Origin of the sequence: Streptomyces sp. NPDC020747, assembly GCF_044334695.1 — a bacterium.
In the GTDB taxonomy this organism is placed as follows: domain Bacteria; phylum Actinomycetota; class Actinomycetes; order Streptomycetales; family Streptomycetaceae; genus Streptomyces.
This window is the reverse complement of the sequence record NZ_JBIRTJ010000001.1, coordinates 1,088,854-1,106,195: the sequence shown is the minus strand read 5'-3', so window position 1 is coordinate 1,106,195 and position 17,342 is coordinate 1,088,854. Positions and strand designations below refer to the sequence as shown.

The window sequence follows — 17,342 nt, the reverse complement described above, 5'->3', positions numbered from 1 at the left end:
CTCAGTTCGCGCACCCCACATGTCGTACCGAGGAAGGCCACAGCCATGCCGCACCCGCACGCGCAGATGCCTCCCGTCAGCCGCCGCCGACTGCTTGAGGGAGGGGCCGCCGTCCTCGGCGTGCTCGCCCTGCCCGCGTCGTCCGCCCCGGCGTACGCGGCCGAAAGGCCCGGTGCCGCCGCCGGCACACCGGAGTGGAACGGCGCCATCGACGTCTTCCGGGTGGGGACCGAGCCGCCCCACACCACGCTCACCCCGTACGCGGACGTCGGTCAGGCGCTGGCCGGCGACCGCACGCGTTCGCCGTACCGGATGAGTCTCGACGGGAAGTGGAAGTTCGCCTACGCCGACCGTCCCGACGACCGGGACACCGACTTCCACCGCACGGACGTCGACGACAGCTCCTGGGACACCATCCCGGTCCCCTCCGCCTGGCAGGTGCACGGCTACGACTTCCCGATCTACATCAACATCACGTATCCCTACTGGGGTCCCAACGGCCTGGGCGAGGAGCCGCAGCCGCCGGCGGCCCCGACCCGCTACAACCCCGTGGGCCAGTACCGGCGCACCTTCACCGTCCCCGAGGGATGGGCGGGGCGGCGGACGTTCCTGCACTTCGAGGGCGTGAAGTCCGCCCACTACGTGTGGATCAACGGCGAGTTGGTGGGCTACAGCGAGGACTCCTACGTCCCCGCCGAGTACGACATCACCCCGCACCTCAAGCCCGGCACCAACCAGATCGCGGTGGAGGTGTACCGCTACTCCGACGGCGACTGGCTGGAGGACCAGGACATGATCCGGCTGAGCGGCATCTTCCGCTCGGTCCACCTGTACTCCACACCGGCCGTGCACCTGCGCGACTTCAAGCTGGACACCCCGCTGAGCGACGACTACAAGGCCGCCGAACTGTCCGTCACCGCGAGCGTGCGCGCCTACGGAGACGGCAAGGACAAGGACAAGGGCAGTGGCGAGGGCAAGGGCAACGGCGAGGCTGACGGCAGCGGGCGGTACTCCGTCGAGACGCAGCTCTACGACGCGCGCGGACACGCCGTCTGGCCCCGCCCGCTGCAGCAGGCCGTCGACCTCGGCTCGGCCCCGGCCGGCGAGGACGTGACCGTACAGGCAGCCAAGGCGGTACCCGCGCCGAAGCTGTGGTCGGCCGAGGACCCGTACCTCTACACGGCCGTGCTGCGGCTGCGCGATCCGGCGGGCAAGGTCGTCGAGACGGTCTCGCACCGGGTCGGCCTGCGCGAGTTCGCGCTCAAGGGCGGGCTGATGCGCATCAACGGCAGACCCGTTTCCTTCCGGGGCACCAACCGGCACGAGATGCACCCCGACCGCGGCACCGCGCTCACCAGGGCGGACCTGGTCAAGGACATGGAAATCGTCAAGCGGCTGAACATCAACACGGTCCGCACCTCGCACTACCCCAACAACACGCTCTGGTACGAGCTCGCCGACGAGTACGGCCTGTACCTCGTGGACGAGACCAACCTCGAGACCCACGGCATCCGCGACGAGTACCCGGGCAACCACGCCGACTGGAGCAGGGCCTGCGTGTCCCGCGCCCAGAACATGGTCCACCGCGACAAGAACCACGCCTCCGTCGTCATCTGGTCGCTCGGCAACGAGGCGGGCGGCGGCAGCACGTTCGTCGCCATGCACGACTGGATCCGCTCCTACGACACCACCCGCGTCATCCAGTACGAGGGCGACGACCGCCCGGGGATCAGCGACATCCGCTCGGAGATGTACGACAGCCCCGCGCGCGTCGAACAGCGGGCGAAGGACACCGCCGACACCCGCCCGTACGTCATGATCGAGTACTCCCACTCGATGGGGAACTCGACGGGCAACTTCCAGAAGTACTGGGACCTCATCCGCCGCCACGACGTCCTTCAGGGCGGCTGGATCTGGGACTTCGTCGACCAGTCACTGACCTGGCCGACCCCGAGGCGCGTGCTGTTCACCGAGGCCGGGCCCGGCAGGGTGCGCGGTGAGATCCAGGCGAGCAGCGCGACCTTCGACCGTGAGAAGGGCCTGTCCGGCAGTACCGTCTTCGCCCGTGACACCGGCCTCGACATCACCGGCTCGCTGACGCTGGAGGCCTGGGTCACCCCGTCCGTGACCGGCTACCACCAGCCGCTCATCGTCAAGGGCGACACCCAGTACGCCCTGAAACAGTCGGACAGGACCCTGGAGTTCTTCATCCACGGCGGCGGCCAGTGGATCGCCGCGAACTGGGCCCTGCCGGACGACTGGACCGGCAAGGAGCACCACGTCGCGGGTGTCTTCGACGCGGAGGCGGGCACGCTGACCCTCTACGTCGACGGCGCGGCGAAGGCCACCAGGACCACCACCCGGCGGCCCGCCAACAACACCGCACCGCTGTCGCTCGCGACCGATGTCGACAACCCGACCCGGGAGTTCAGCGGCACGATCCGGCGGGCGCGCGTCTACGCCCGCGCCCTGTCCGCGGCCGAGCTCGCGTCGGACGGGCGCGGACCCGGCGACGACGGGGTGCGGTTCTGGTTCGACGCGGCCACCGTCAAGGTCACCGAGAAGCGGCCGAAGGAGCGCACGTTCTTCGCGTACGGCGGTGACTGGGGCGACCACCCCAACGACGGGGCCTTCGTCGCGGACGGCATCGTCACCGCCGACCGCGGACACACCGGCAAGGCCGCGGAGGTCAAGCAGGTCTACCAGGCGATCAACGCCGCACCGGCGTCCGGCACATCCCTCGCCGCCGGAGCCGCCGGAGCCGCGGTCACCCTCACCAACGAGTACCTGTTCACCAACCTCCGTGAATTCGACGGGAGTTGGACCCTCGTCGCCGACGGCGAGGTCGTACGGCGCGGGAAACTGAGCCGCGCCCAGCTGGACGTCCCGCCGCTCAGCAGCAAGGACATCACCGTGGCCTTCAGACTGCCGGCCGATCCGGCGCCCGGCGCGGAGTACTTCCTGCAGCTGTCCTTCACCACCAAGGAACGCACGAAGTGGGCGAAGGCCGGCTTCGAGGTGGCCAAGAAGCAGCTCCCGGTCGACGCCGACAGCCCGCCCGTGCGCCCAGTCCCGCTGGAGCGCGTGCCCGCCCTGCGACACCAGGACCGCGAACAGTCCATCACGGTCCAGGGCAAGGCTTTCTCCGTCACCGTCGACAAGCGCACGGGCGTCATCACGTCGTACGAGGTCCGTGGCACCCGGCTGATCACCTCCGGGCCCGTGCCGAACTTCTGGCGTGCACCGATCGACAACGACAGGGGCAACGGCCAGCACGTCCGCAACCAGACCTGGCGTGACGCCGGGGCGCTGCGGAAGGTGACGGACGTCAGCGTGCGTGCCCTGCGCGACCGGGCCGTCGAGATCAAGGTCGCGGGGACCCTGCCCACGACCACCGCATCGACGTACACCACCACGTACACGGTCTTCGGCAACGGCGAGATCAAGGTCGACAACACCCTCCACCCGGGCGCGGCGAACCTGCCCTACATCCCGGAGGTCGGCACCCTGCTGTTCCTGCCGGGGCGGCTGGAGCGCCTGCACTACTACGGCCGTGGCCCTGAGGAGAACCACTGGGACCGCAACACCGGCACCGACGTGGGCCTGTACTCCGGGACCGTCTCCGGGCAGTGGACGCCCTACATCCGCCCGCAGGAGAACGGCAACAAGACCGACGTCCGCTGGGCCGCACTGACCGACCGCGGCGGCGCCGGGCTGCTGGTCTCCGGCGAACCGCTCCTTGAGGTCAACGCCTCGCACTTCACGCCCGAGGACCTGTCCGTCGGGACGCGCCACGACTACCAGCTGACCCCGCGGGACGAGGTCGTCCTTCGCCTGAACCACCGGCAGATGGGGGTGGGCGGAGACAACAGCTGGGGCGCGCACACGCACGACGAGTACAAGCTCTTCGCCGACCGGGACTACTCCTACACCTACCGGCTGCGCCCGCTCACCGACGTCGACACGGCGATGGCGGCGTCACGGCGGCCCACGGCGGGGGAGTTCTCCGGGTAGTACGGCGGGGGAATTCCCCGGGAGCGGCGACACGCCCACCGTCCGGGCTCCGATTCTTTCGATCTTGTGTTCGGCGAGACGTAGGCTCGCCTCAGCAGGGGGGACGGCTCGGGGACCGTACGGGGTGGGGCATTGTGCACGACGACGAACTGATCCGGCCGCTACCGGAGTTGCTGAAGCGGCATGCCGCAAGGGCGGCCGACCGGGTCGCCTTCTCGGACTCCGCGCGTGGCGTGAGTTACGGGGAACTGGAGCAGCGCACAGGGAAGTTGGCCGGTCATCTGGCGGGGGCGGGGCTCGTTCGGGGTGACCGGGTCGCGGTCCTGCTGGGCAACTGCGTCGAGCTGGTGGAGAGTTGCCTCGCAGTGACGCGGGCGAACGGGGTCGGTGTCCTGCTGAACCCCCGCTCCTCCGACTCGGAACTCGCGCACCTGCTGACGGACAGTGGCGCCTCGGTGATCGTCACGGACCGGGCGCACCTCGGCCAATTGGCCCGGTTGGGTGAGGAGTTCGGCTGTCTGCGGGTGCTGGTCACCGGGGCGGGACCGGTGCCCGCGGAAGCCCCCGGCGGGACCGTGCTCTTCGACGCGGCGGTTGCGGACGAGGGCGCCGGACCGGCGCGGGACGACCTCGGACTCGACGAGCCGGCATGGCTGCTCTACACCTCCGGAACCACCCACCGGCCCAAGGGAGTTGTGTCCACGCAGCGCACCGCGCTCTGGTCGGCACAGGCCTGCTACGCGCCGATCTTCGGGCTCTCGTCCGGGGACCGGCTGCTGTGGCCGCTCCCGCTGTTCCACAGCTTCGGGCACTCTCTCGCCGTGCTGGGCGTCGTCGCCACCGGCGCGAGCGCGCACATCACCGGGGAACTCCTGCCGCCCGGTGGGCTGTTGCGCGTAATCGACGAAGCGCATGAGGCGCATGAGGCGCACGAGCGGCCCGAAGGGCCGTTCACGTTGATGGCCGGTGTCCCCGCGACCTACCACCGGCTGGTGTCGGCGGCCGGGGAGACCGCCGCCAGGCCCTCGCGTTCCGGGCTGCGGCACTGCGTCGTCGCGGGCGCGCCGAGTCCGCCGTCGCTCGCCCGGGCCGTCGAGGAGGTGCTCGGGGCACCCCTGCTGGACGCGTACGGCAGCACCGAGACGTGCGGGATGATCGCCGTGAACCGGCCTGACGGGCCCAGGGCCGACGGCTCGTGCGGGCCTCCGGTGCCCGGCATGGACGTACGGCTCGTCGATCCTCGCTCTGGGCGCGACGCGGAGGACGGCGACGAGGGCGAGGTGTGGGTGCGCGGCCCCGGGCTCATGACCGGGTACCACAACCAGCCCGAGGCGACCGGCGCCGCGCTCAAGGACGGCTGGTACCGCACCGGGGACCTGGCCCGCCGGGTCGAGCACGGGCATCTCGTCCTCACCGGCCGGGTCAGCGAACTGATCATCACCGGCGGCGAGAACATCCACCCCACCGAGATCGAACAGGCCCTGCTCAGCTGCCCCGGAGTGGCCGACGCCGTCGTCGTGGGCGCCCCGCACGACGTCCTCGGCGAGGTCCCGGTCGCCTTCGTCGTGCCCGGTCCGGGTGGGCTCGACCCGCAGCGCGTGCTGAGGACGTGCCGCACCCTGCTGTCCGACCACAAGGTGCCCGCGGAGATCCACGAGATCGCCGCCGTGCCGCGTACGGCATCCGGCAAGATCGCCCGCCGCGCGGTCGTGCCGGGGCTTGCACGGCCCGCACCCGACCTCCGTTTCCAGCCCGATACGCTCGGAATGCCCGAAGTACCTGAAAAGTCAGGCGTGTTGAGTGCCTCGGCGCTGCGCGAGCGGCTGGCCCCCCTCTCGCCTGAGGAACGCGAGCGCGTACTGCGTGAGACCGTGCTCTCCGTGACGGCGGAGGTCCGCGGTGAGCGGCCGTACGAACGGCGGGACGCGGAGCGCCCCTTCATCGAACTGGGGCTCACCTCCCTGGGCGCAGTCACGTTGATCGAGCGCCTGGGCGCGGCGACCGGGCTGCGGCTGCCGACCACGCTCGTCTACGACTTCCCGACACCAGCCGACGTGGCACGCCGCCTGCGGACCGCCCTCTTCACCCAGGGGGCAGCGGGTGCCGAGAGCCCTGCGGCCGACCCCGGCGAGGCCGACGACCCGGTGGTCGTCGTCGCCATGGCCTGCCGCTACCCCGGTGACGTCCAGTCGCCGGAGGACCTGTGGCGGCTGGTCTCCGAAGGCAGGGACGCCGTCTCGGACTTTCCCGCCGACCGTGGCTGGGACCTGGACGCCCTGTACGACCCCGATCCGGACCGCCTCGGGACGTCGTACGCGCGCAGCGGCGGATTCCTGCACCGGGCCGCCGAGTTCGACGCGGGCCTCTTCGGGATCTCGCCGCGCGAGGCGCTGGCCATGGACCCGCAGCAGCGACTGCTCCTTGAGACCTCGTGGGAGGTCTGGGAGCGTGCCGGGATCGACCCGGCGTCCCTGCGCGACAGCGACACGGGTGTGTTCGTCGGCGTGATGTACGCCGACTACGCGGACCGATTCGGCACCGAGCCGCACGAGTTGGAGGCGCACCTGGGCCTGGGCTCGGCCGGGAGCGTCGCCTCCGGGCGGATCGCCTACACGTTCGGGCTGCGCGGCCCGGCGATCACCCTCGACACCGCGTGCTCGGCCTCGTTGGTGTCGCTGCACTGGGCGGCGCGTGCGCTGCGCTCGGGCGAGTGCTCGATGGCCCTGGCGGGCGGTGTCACGGTGATGGCGACACCGAGGTCGTTCACCATGTTCAGCAGGCAGCGCGGGTTGTCGCCCGACGGCCGCTGCAAGTCGTTCTCCTCGTCGGCGGACGGCACCGGCTGGGGCGAGGGCGTCGGGCTCGTACTGCTGGAGCGGCTGTCCGACGCGCGGCGCAACGGACATCCGGTACTGGCCGTGCTGCGGGGTTCCGCCGTCAACTCCGACGGGGCGTCCAACGGGCTCACGGCACCCAACGGCCAGGCGCAGCGGCAGCTCATCGCCCGCGCGCTCGCCGACTCCGGGCTCCGGGCGAGCGACGTCGACGCGGTGGAGGGGCACGGCACCGGCACGAAGCTCGGCGATCCGATCGAGGCGAGCGCGCTGCTGGCCACGTACGGACAGGAACGCGCCCCGGAGCAGCCGCCGCTCTGGCTGGGCTCGGTCAAGTCCAACCTCGGGCACACCCAGGCCGCCGCCGGGGTCGCCGGAGTCATCAAGATGGTGCAGGCCATGCGGCATGCGGAGCTGCCCGCGACACTGCACGCCGAGACGCCGTCCCCGCACGTCGACTGGTCCTCGGGCCGGGTGGAACTGCTGACGGCGGCCCGGCCCTGGCCGTCGTCGCCCGACCGGCTGCGTAGGGCGGGTGTCTCGGCGTTCGGGATCGGCGGGACCAACGCCCACGTGATCCTCGAAGAGGCGCCGGCGGTCCTCGAAGAGGCCTCGGCGATCCTGGAAGAGCCGCTCACACCGCCCACGGACGGACGGCAGCCCGCTCGAACGACCGAGCGTGCTGAGACGGCCGACACGGCCGACACGGCGACGCAACTGCCCCGGCTGCCCTGGCTGTTGGCAGGAGCCGACGAGCACGCCCTGCGAGGCCAAGCGCGGCGGCTGGCCGACGAGTTGGCTGCCGGGCCCGCGGCGCTCACCCCCGCCGACTCGGCCGACATCGCTCTCTCGCTGGCCGTGTCGAGGTCGGCGCTCACACACCGTGCCGCCATCGCCCCGGGGGAGCGGGAGTTGGCGGGGCTCCGAGCCATTGCGGAGGGTGAGCTCGCCCCCGGAACCGTCCAGGGTGTCGCCGACCCCGGCATCCGCACGGCGTTCCTGTTCACCGGGCAGGGTGCCCAACGCGTAGGCATGGGACGGGAGTTGGCCGAGGCCTTCCCTGCTTTCGCGATCGCCTTCGACGAGGTGTGCAAGTCACTCGACGGACGGCTCGAACGCCCGCTGCGCACGGTGGTGTTCGCGGAGGACGGTTCACCGGACGCGTCGCTCCTCGACCGTACGGACTTCACCCAGGCCGCTCTGTTCGCCTTCGAGGTGGCGCTGTTCCGCCTGCTGGAATCCTGGGGCGTACGGCCCGACTTCCTGGTCGGACACTCGGTCGGGGAACTGGCCGCGGCGCATGTCGCCGGGGTGCTGGACCTGCCCGACGCCGCCGCCCTCGTCGCGGCCCGCGGCCGCCTGATGCAGGCGCTGCCGGAGGGCGGGGCGATGGTCGCGCTGTACGCGGCCGAGGACGAGGTCGTCCCCGTACTGACCGAACTCGGTCTCACGGACCGGGTCGCGATCGCCTCCGTGAACGGGCCGCGCTCCGTGGCGATCTCCGGCGTACGCGACGCCGTGTTCGCCGTCGCGGACGTGTTCGCGGAGCGTGGGCGCGGGACCGTACGGCTGCGGGTGAGCCATGCCTTCCACTCGCCGCTGGTGGAGCCAATGCTCGACGAATTCCGGCTCGTGGCCGAGGAGTCGACGTACCGGCAGCCGCGGATTCCGGTGGTGTCCACGGTGTCGGGGCGTCCGGCCGACGCCGAGGCCGGAGAGCTCTGCTCGGCTGAGTACTGGGTACGGCATGCCCGTCTGCCGGTGCGGTTCGCGGACGCCGTGCGGTGGCTCGGCGAGAGCGAGGACGTCGGGGCGTTCCTGGAGGTCGGTCCCGCCCCCGTGCTCACCGCGGCGGCCGAGGGTGTGCTGTCGCGTCCTGGCATCCGTGGCAGTGCCGAATTCGCCGCGGCCGTCGGGCAGTTGTCGGATGGGTCCGGCATACGGGAACCCGAGTCGCTGCTGTCGGCCGTGGCCCGGCTCCATGTGCGCGGTGCGGGTGTCGACTGGGCTGCGGTGTTCGCAGATTCGGGGGCGCGGCGGGTCGATCTGCCGACGTACGCGTTCCAGCGGCGGCGGTACTGGCTGGACGCTCCCCGTGCGGGTGCTGGGGCTCGGGCCGGCGCACAGGGGCATCCGCTGCTCGGCCCGGCGTTCACGGTGCCGGACACGGACCGGACAGTACTGTCCGGGTGGCTCTCGACGGTGGCACAGCCCTGGCTCGGCGACCATGTGGTCGCGGGGAGGGCCCTCGTCCCCGCGACCGCCTTCGTGGAGATGGCCGTCCGCGCCGGCGACGAGGTCGGCTGCGCCCGCCTGGACGAACTCGTGGTCGTGGCGCCGCTCGTGCTGTCCGGCGGCGCGGGGGTGCAGGTCCAGGTGGTGGTCGGGCCGGGGGACGACTCCGGGCGGCGTTCGGTGGACGTCTACTCGCGGCCGGACGAGCCGGGTGAGCCGGAGGGTGCGGAAGAGGACTGGACGCGGCATGTCACAGGGGCGCTGAGCGGGGCGCCTTCGGCGACGGCGGACCCGTCGGAGAGCGACCTCGAGGTGTGGCCTCCCGAAGGCGCCGTAGAGGTACAACTCACCGACGCGTACGAGACGTTGGTGGACGGTGACCTCGGCTACGGGCCCGCGTTCCAGGGCGTCCGTGCCGTGTGGCGGCGGGGAGCGGAGCTCTTCGCGGAGGTCCGGCTCCCCGAGGAACAGGCCCCGGACGCCGCCCGCTTCGGCATACATCCGGCCCTGCTGGACGCGGCGGTGCACAGCATGCTGCTTGCCGGGCCCGGCGCAGAGGCTGGGTCCGGCTCCGAGCCCGGCTCGGGTTCCGGGCCCGGTTCTCGCTCGGGTTCCGACCCCGGTTTCCGCTCCGGCTCTGGCTCCGGCTCAGGTTCCGTGCGGCTGCCGTTCGCGTGGAGTGGTGTGCAGTTGTACGCCGACGGGGCGTCCGAGGTACGGGTGCGGCTGACACCGACGGGACCGGGGGCCGTCACGGTGACACTCGCCGACACGGCTGGGCGGCCGGTGGCCGGAGTCGAGTCACTGGTCACCCGAGAACTGCCCGGCGGCCAGCTGGATTCGGCCGACGACGTGGTGCGGCGGGCGTTGCTGCGCCCCGACTGGACACAGGTCGTCCCGGTCGCCCCGGTTGCCAACCCGCCTGCCGACTCCGGGGGCGGGGCTGCCTGGACGGTGCTGGGGCCGGACGAGTTGGGCCTCGGCGCGTACCTTCCATCGGCGAGTAGCGCGGACATCCCGCGGGCCGGGAAACCCTCCGTGCCCGACGTCGTGGTGCTCACGGCCCTCACCCCCGCTGCGACCCCCGATCCCGTCTCCGCAACACACCGACTGACCGCCAGAGTCCTGGAAGCACTGCGGACCTGGCAGGCCAATCCACAGGCGGCGGGTTCACGGCTGCTCGTCGTGACCCGGGACGCCACCGCACCGGCCCCGGACCTCGCCGGAGCCGCCGTATGGGGCCTCGTGCGCACAGCCCAGTCGGAGATGCCGGGCCGTGTCGTCCTGGTCGACGTGGACGGACGGCCGGAGTCCTTGCGGATGCTGTCCACGGCAGTGGCCACTGGCGAACCCCAACTCTCCATCCGGTCCGGACGGCTGATGGCACCGCGGCTGGTCGCGGCCTCCGCCGCCGGTCGGGCCGAAACCGGAGCCTTCGGCCCGCACGGCACCGTGCTGATCACCGGCGGCACGGGCGCGCTCGGTGCGGAGCTGGCCCGGCATCTGGTCACCGCGCACGGCGTACGGCATCTGCTGCTCTCCGGGCGACGCGGCCCGCAGGCACCGGGCGTGGCCGAACTACGTACGGAATTGGAGGAGTTGGGTGCCGAGGTGCGCGTGGTCGCGTGCGACGCGGCCGACCGTTCCGCCCTGGCCGAGGTGATCGGGCTCTGCGAGCCTCCGCTGAGTGCCGTGGTCCACGCGGCGGGGGTGCTCGACGACGGCGTACTGGACTCGCTCACGCCGGAGCGGATGGCGGCGGTGCTGCGGCCCAAGGCGGACGCGGCCTGGCACCTTCATGAGCTGACCCGTGATCTGGACCTGTCGGCGTTCGTGCTGTTCTCCTCGGTGTCGGGGCTGCTCGGCCGGCCAGGCCAGGGCAACTACGCGGCGGCGAACTCCTTCCTGGACGCCCTCGCCCACCACCGCGTCTCGCTGGGGCTGCCGGCGGTCTCCCTCGCGTGGGGGCTGTGGGAGCAGGACGGCGGCATGGCGGCCGGACTCCGCGAGGCGACGGCCCGGGAACTGGTCCGGGCGCTCTCCCCGGAGCAGGGCATGGCGCTGTTCGACGCGGCGCTGCGCACCGACGAGCCCGTGCTCGCACCCGTCCTGCTGGACCGGGCCGCACTCCGGTCCGCCGACGGGCTCGTACCACCGCTGTTGCGCGGGCTGGTACGCACGGGACGACCGGCGGCCGCCCACGGCTCCGGAACCGGTGCCGGTGCGCAGCTCGCGGCGGAGCAGGAAGCATGGCGCGAGCGGTTGGCGGGGTTGCCCGACGGGGAACGGGAGGACGCGCTGGCAGAGCTGGTACGTGAGACGGTCGCCGTGGTCCTCGGATACCCCGACGGCGACGCGCTGCCCGCCGGAAAGCCGCTCGCCGACCTCGGCTTCGACTCCCTGATGGCGGTCCAGCTCCGCAACACGCTCAGCACGGCCACGGGGCTCTGGCTGCCCGCCACGGTGGTGTTCGACCACCCCACGGCGGACGCGCTCGCCCGGCATCTGCTCGACCTGATCAGCGGCGAAACGCCCGAGACGCAGGCGCAGACGCAGGCACAGGCGCAGATGCAGGCACAGACGCCGGGACAGGCGTCGGATCCGGACCTCGGGCAGAGGCCGTCGGATCACGTGCCGCTCCACGTGCCGGTCCACGGGCAGAATCACGGGCCTGATCCGAAAAGGCAGCCCGACCCTGCACCCGCGCCCGCACTGCCCGACCCCGTATCCCGCCCCTCCCAGACCCTCGCCGCCCTCTACCGCACGCTCTGCGCGAAGGGCGAGGTGACCGCGGGCATGCACATGCTGTTCTCGGCATCGCGCGCACTGCCGACGTTCGGGGCGGACGAGAGCCGGGCGCACGCCCTCCCGCCCCTCCGCCGGGCCGAGGGCCCCGCCCGTCCCGTGCTCGTCTTCCTCGGAGGGCACCATCCGCCCTTCGCCGTACCGGGAGGAGAGTTCGCCGACTTCCACCGCTGCTTCGACGGCGAACGAGACGTACTGGAACTCCCGCACCCGGGCCTCGGCGCGGGCGCCGCCGTGCCCGCCGACCGTGAGGCGCTGGCGCGCACCCACGCCGAGACGGTGCTGCGGCACGTCGGCGACCGGCCCTTCGTCCTCCTCGGCGCGTCCACGGGCGGTGCCACCGCCCACGCCATGACCCGGGAACTCGAACGGCTCGGGACGCCTCCCGCGGGCCAGATTCTGCTCGACACGTACCTCATCGACGAGGACAACAGCCGCAAGGACTGGCTGCTCGCCCTGCCCGCCGCCGTCGCACCCCGCCTGTACGAGGACACCGGCGTCGCCGCCATGGGGGCGTACACGCGGATCTTCATGGACTGGGACCCGGAACCGGTCGACACGCCGACCCTGCTGGTACGGGCCACGCACCCCACGCCGGAGATGGCGGCGGGACCGGACGCGGGCCGCTGGCGGACCTCGTGGCCGCTGCCGCACGAGCACGTGGACGTCCCGGGCGACCATCTGACCCTCCTCCGGGAAGATGCCCGTACGACGGCGTCCGCGGTCCGCACCTGGATCGGCACCCTCGGCGGGGCGGAGGGAGACGTCCTCGGGTAGGGGAGGCAGGCGTCCGGCGGAGGCAGGCGCCCTCAGGTAGATGTCGGATTCTCGCCAGCCGGTGCCATGACCATGGCCGATGCTGGGAGGTATGCAGAACGGGATGCACACCGACACCGAGCGCTGCGTACGCGCCGTCCGGTCGAAGGACGCCCGCTTCGACGGGTGGTTCTTCACCGCGGTGCTGACCACGCGGATCTACTGCCGACCGAGTTGCCCCGTCGTGCCGCCGAAGCCGGAGAACATGACGTTCCACCCGAGCGCCGCCGCCTGCCAGCAGGCCGGGTTCCGGGCCTGCAAGCGGTGCCGCCCCGACACGAGCCCCGGCTCGCCCGAGTGGAACCAGCGCGCCGACCTCGTGGCCCGCGCGATGCGGCTGATCGGCGACGGGATCGTGGACCGCGAGGGTGTGCCGGGCCTGGCGACCCGGCTCGGCTACAGCACCCGGCAGATCGAACGGCAGCTCCTCGCCGAGCTGGGCGCCGGACCGCTCGCCCTCGCCCGCGCCCAGCGCGCCCAGACGGCACGGCTGCTCATCGAGACGACCCCGCTCCCGATGGCCGACATCGCCTTCGCGGCAGGCTTCTCCTCCATCCGCACCTTCAACGACACGGTCCGCGAGGTCTTCGCCCTCTCACCGAGCGAGCTGCGCACCAGGGTCCCGAAGAACCGGGCCGGCCACGCCAACTCGTCCGGCACACCCGGGGTGTTGAGCCTCCGCCTGCCCTTCAGGTCCCCGCTCAACCCCGACAACCTCTTCGGCCACCTCGCCGCCACCGCCGTACCGGGCGTGGAGGAGTGGCGCGACGGCGCGTACCGGCGCACCCTGCGTCTGCCCTACGGCCACGGCGTCGTCTCGCTCACCCCGACGGCCGACCACATCGGCTGCCGGCTGACCCTCAGCGACATGCGCGACCTGACCGTCGCCATCAGCCGCTGCCGCCGCATGCTCGACCTGGACGCCGACCCGGTCGCGGTCGACGACCAACTGCGTACGGACCCACTGCTGGCCCCGCTCGTCGACAAGGCGCCGGGCCGCCGGGTGCCGCGTACGGTCGACGAGGCCGAGTTCGCCGTACGGGCCGTGCTGGGCCAGCAGGTCTCCACGGCCGCGGCCCGTACGCACGCGGCCCGCCTGGTCGCGGCGCACGGCGAAGCGGTCGACGACCCCGAAGGCGGGCTCACGCACCTCTTCCCGTCCGCCGAGTCGCTGGCGGCCCTCGACCCCGAGGCCCTCGCCATGCCGGCCACCCGCCGGGCCACCCTCACCACCCTCGTCCACCAACTGGCCGACGGAACGCTTCACTTGGGCGTGGAGAGCGACTGGGCGGAGAGCAGGGCCCGGCTGCTCGCGCTGCCGGGTTTCGGGCCGTGGACCGTCGAGGTCATCGCCATGCGCGCCCTCGGCGACCCCGACGCCTTCCTGCCCACCGACCTCGGAATCCGGCGTGCCGCCCAGGAGTTGGGCCTGCCGTCCACCCCCGCCGCGCTCACGGCACGGGCCGCGGACTGGCGCCCCTGGCGCGCGTACGCCGTGCAGTACCTGTGGGCGACCGACAGCCACCCGATCAACTTCCTTCCCGCATGATTCCTGATTCCGGCCCGAGGACCTTCAGTGAAACAGCACACCGTGATCGACAGCCCCTACGGCCCGCTCACCCTCGTCGCCACCGACGGCGTCCTGTCCGGCCTCTACATGACCGACCAGCGCCACCGCCCACCCCAGGAGACCTTCGGCGACCCGGACGACACACCCTTCACCGAGGTGATCGACGAACTACAGGCCTATTTCAAGGGTGAGTTGAAGGAGTTCAACGTCCAACTCCACCTGGACGGCACCCCGTTCCAACGGTCCGTCTGGGAACAGCTCCAGAAGATCCCGTACGGCGAGACCCGTTCGTACGGCGAACTCGCCGACGCCCTCGGCAACCCGAACGCATCCCGCGCGGTCGGCCTCGCCAACGGCAAGAACCCCCTCGGGATCATCGTGCCCTGCCACCGGGTCGTCGGCGCCAACGGCAGCCTGACCGGCTACGGCGGCGGCCTGGAACGCAAACGCCAACTGCTGGACTTCGAACGGGGAGAGGCGGACACCGCACTGTTCTGAATCGGATCTGAGCCGAGTCCGAAGCGGGCGCCCGCGCCTGTTCCCGGTTCTCCGTTCCGCCGCCGATCAGCCGGCCAGGCCCCGCAGCAGCCGGGGCAGAGCCGTGCCGATCGGCTCCCGGACGACGTCGTCGGCGCGATCGTCGTACGGGGTCGGCTCGGCGTTGACGATGACGAGCCGTGCGTCGTGGTCGGCGGCGATTCCGGCGAGGCCGGCGGCGGGCTGGACCTGGAGGCTGGTGCCGACGGCGATGAACACCTGGCAGGCCTTGGTGATCGCGACCGCCTCGCCGAGCACCTCGGGGTCGAGCCGCTCGCCGAAGAACACCGTCGCCGACTTCAGGACGCCGCCGCACTCCAGGCACGGTGGATCCTCCTCACCGGCCTCGACCCGGGCGAGGGCGTCCTCCATCGGTCCCCGCGCATGGCACTTCGTGCACACGAACCTCCGTGCGGTGCCGTGCAGTTCGAGCACCTTGCGCGCGGGCATTCCGGCCAGCTGGTGCAGCCCGTCCACGTTCTGCGTGAGCACCCTGACCGGCACCCCGGCCCGCTCCAGTTCGGCCACGGCCAGGTGCGCGGCGTTCGGCTCTGCCTGCAGCGTGCGGTTCTTCCGCCGCATCTGCCAGGACCGGCGCCGGATCTCCGGATCACCCATGTAGTACTCGTACGTCACGAGCTTCTGCGCCTCGGGATCCCGCTGCCACAGCCCGTTGGGGCCGCGATAGTCGGGGATCCCGGAATCGGTGGAGACACCTGCCCCGCTGAGGAGGGCGACGAGCGGCTTGTTCATGGGCCGAGGGTAGGTCGCGTGTCCACGCGGGGCGAGCGGATATCGGGCGCCTGCACGGCACGCGTCGTGCCGGTCGATGGGTCATGTGAGCGGCGGAGGTGGGGAATCCCAAGGCTCAGGCCACGGGACGCCCGTTCTCCAGCTCCATTGTCCCCGCGCCCGTCGCGAGCACGTCCAGTGAGGCGAGCACCCGGCCGCCCAGGGAACCCGAGATGTACTCGGAGAGCTCCTCGCGGGCCACGAGACGCCAGGACAGCAGCTCCTCCTCCTGGAGCCGGATCGCCTTGAACTGGTCCTCCGACAGGACGCCGCCGTCGTACAGGTACGCCACGATCGGCGGCCGCGTGGTCGCGGGCACCCAGTCCACGGCGAGCAGCCGGCCGATCTCCAGGTCCAGGCCGATCTCCTCCAGCGTCTCCCGGCGGGCGCCCTGCCGCGGGGTCTCGCCGTCGTCGGACTCGACGGTTCCGCCGGGCAGCGCCCAGCCGTCGCGGTAGTTGGGCTCGACGAGCAGCACACGGCCCTCGGCGTCACGGAAGAGCGCGGCGGCACCGACGAGGACACGGGGCAGTCCTGCGATGTACGCGGCGTAGTCAGGAGTCGTCATTGGGGCAGCGTAACGAGGCAGGACCGGCGCCCGGGCAAGATCACCCGGGAGTAATCCTTACGAGGTCACCGCCCCGGCGGGCGGGCCGGCGCCCACCGCCAACCGCACTGTCCGCTCCGCCAGTTCGCTGATCCGTACGCCGTCGAAGCCGAACACCGCGCTGTGCACGGTGTCCTCCAGCGGAACCGTCCACTGCGGGGGAATCGCGGCGGCTCCGCCCAGCACGCCCGCGACGGAACCCGCGGTCGCGCCGTTCGAGTCGGTGTCCAGGCCGCCGCGGACGGTGAGGGTGATGGAGCGGGTGAAGTCGCCCTCGCCGTACAGGAGTCCGGCCGTCAGGACGGCGGCGTTCGGGACCGTGTGGATCCACCCGAGGCCCGCCGTCTCCTCCGCCACCGTGTCGAGCGTGTCCTCCCAGCCCAGCCGGCTCTCGTGGAGGGTCATCACCCGGCGCACGGTACGCGCCAGGCGGCTGCTCGCCGGGATCACGGTGAGCGCGATGTCCAGGGCGTCCCGCACGGTCGGCGCGGTGAACGCGGCGGCCACCAGCGAGGCGGCCCACATCGCCCCGTACACACCGTTCCCCGTATGGGACAGGACAGCGTCCCGGCGGGCCAGCGAGGCCGCGCGCCGGGGCAGGCCCGGACTGGTCCAGCCGTAGATGTCGGCGCGGATGAGGGCTCCGATCCACTCCTGGTACGGGTTGTCGTAGGTCGCCGTCAGTGGCGGCTTCAGCCCGTTCGCGAGGTTCCGGTACGCGACGCGCTCCGCCGTGAACGTCTGCAGATACGGCAGCCGCAGCAGCCACAGGTCGCCCAGCTGCTCCGTACTGAAGCCGAAACCGTGCGTCTCCAGGAGATGCAGACCGAGGATCGCGTAGTCCACGTCGTCGTCACGGCAGCTGCCGTGGATCCGGCCGCGTACGCACCTGCGCCACTCCGGCCGCAGCACGAACTCGTCGCCGGGGCCGGCCGGCGGCTCGGGCAGGTAGTCGGTGAGGGGCAGCGCGTCGGCCTGCCGCAGGTAGCGGTCGATGCGGTCCCGCGTCCAGTAGTCACCCCGCTCCACCGGTTTGCCGAGCATGTTGCCCGCGATCCGGCCGAGCCAGCCGCCGAGGACGCGATCCGCGAGATCGTCAACGCCCACAGTGGTCATACACCCGGTGTACCGA

At 72.0% G+C, this 17,342-nt stretch carries 7 protein-coding genes; 4 read left to right on the top strand and 3 right to left on the bottom strand.

All coding sequences use genetic code 11. The features are described from left to right. Positions 1-45 precede the first annotated feature (45 nt). From ACH4YP_RS04475 to ACH4YP_RS04460, 4 genes are all read left to right on the top strand, one after another. A complete protein-coding gene (locus ACH4YP_RS04475; protein ID WP_398489296.1) occupies positions 46-4,014 on the top strand; it encodes a glycoside hydrolase family 2 TIM barrel-domain containing protein in 3,969 nt (1,322 codons plus the stop codon). 134 nt (positions 4,015-4,148) lie between these two features. Beyond that, positions 4,149-12,665: a type I polyketide synthase gene (locus tag ACH4YP_RS04470; protein WP_398489295.1), complete on the top strand. Its 8,517-nt coding sequence runs from the start codon at positions 4,149-4,151 to the stop codon at positions 12,663-12,665. Between the two features lie 91 nt (positions 12,666-12,756). Next, complete coding sequence (locus tag ACH4YP_RS04465) at positions 12,757-14,253, top strand: AlkA N-terminal domain-containing protein (protein ID WP_361065423.1); 1,497 nt, start codon at positions 12,757-12,759, stop codon at positions 14,251-14,253. 27 nt (positions 14,254-14,280) lie between these two features. Then, the gene (locus tag ACH4YP_RS04460; protein WP_361065426.1) at positions 14,281-14,772 is read left to right on the top strand and encodes a methylated-DNA--[protein]-cysteine S-methyltransferase; all 492 of its coding nucleotides are present in this window, start codon (positions 14,281-14,283) and stop codon (positions 14,770-14,772) included. Positions 14,773-14,838: 66 nt separating this feature from the next. On the opposite strand, the gene ACH4YP_RS04455 is transcribed toward ACH4YP_RS04460, so the two are convergent. The 3 genes from ACH4YP_RS04455 to ACH4YP_RS04445 form a co-directional block, all read right to left on the bottom strand. Continuing rightward, a complete protein-coding gene (locus ACH4YP_RS04455; protein ID WP_398489294.1) occupies positions 14,839-15,564 on the bottom strand; it encodes an SIR2 family NAD-dependent protein deacylase in 726 nt (241 codons plus the stop codon). Between the two features lie 115 nt (positions 15,565-15,679). Further along, a complete protein-coding gene (locus ACH4YP_RS04450; RefSeq protein ID WP_398489292.1) occupies positions 15,680-16,171 on the bottom strand; it encodes an NUDIX domain-containing protein in 492 nt (163 codons plus the stop codon). A 57-nt stretch (positions 16,172-16,228) separates the two neighbouring features. Next, entirely contained in the window at positions 16,229-17,326 is a 1,098-nt protein-coding gene (locus ACH4YP_RS04445) for an ADP-ribosylglycohydrolase family protein (protein WP_398489291.1), read from the bottom strand. Positions 17,327-17,342 lie beyond the last annotated feature (16 nt).

Bases quoted from the DNA above. Each gene is read 5' to 3' on its own strand.
- ACH4YP_RS04445 (WP_398489291.1), bottom strand. From the start codon at position 17,326: ATGACCACTGTGGGCGTTGACGATCTCGCGGATCGCGTCCTCGGCGGC.
- ACH4YP_RS04465 (WP_361065423.1), top strand. From the start codon at position 12,757: ATGCAGAACGGGATGCACACCGACACCGAGCGCTGCGTACGCGCCGTC.
- ACH4YP_RS04455 (WP_398489294.1), bottom strand. From the start codon at position 15,564: ATGAACAAGCCGCTCGTCGCCCTCCTCAGCGGGGCAGGTGTCTCCACC.
- ACH4YP_RS04475 (WP_398489296.1), top strand. From the start codon at position 46: ATGCCGCACCCGCACGCGCAGATGCCTCCCGTCAGCCGCCGCCGACTG.
- ACH4YP_RS04450 (WP_398489292.1), bottom strand. From the start codon at position 16,171: ATGACGACTCCTGACTACGCCGCGTACATCGCAGGACTGCCCCGTGTC.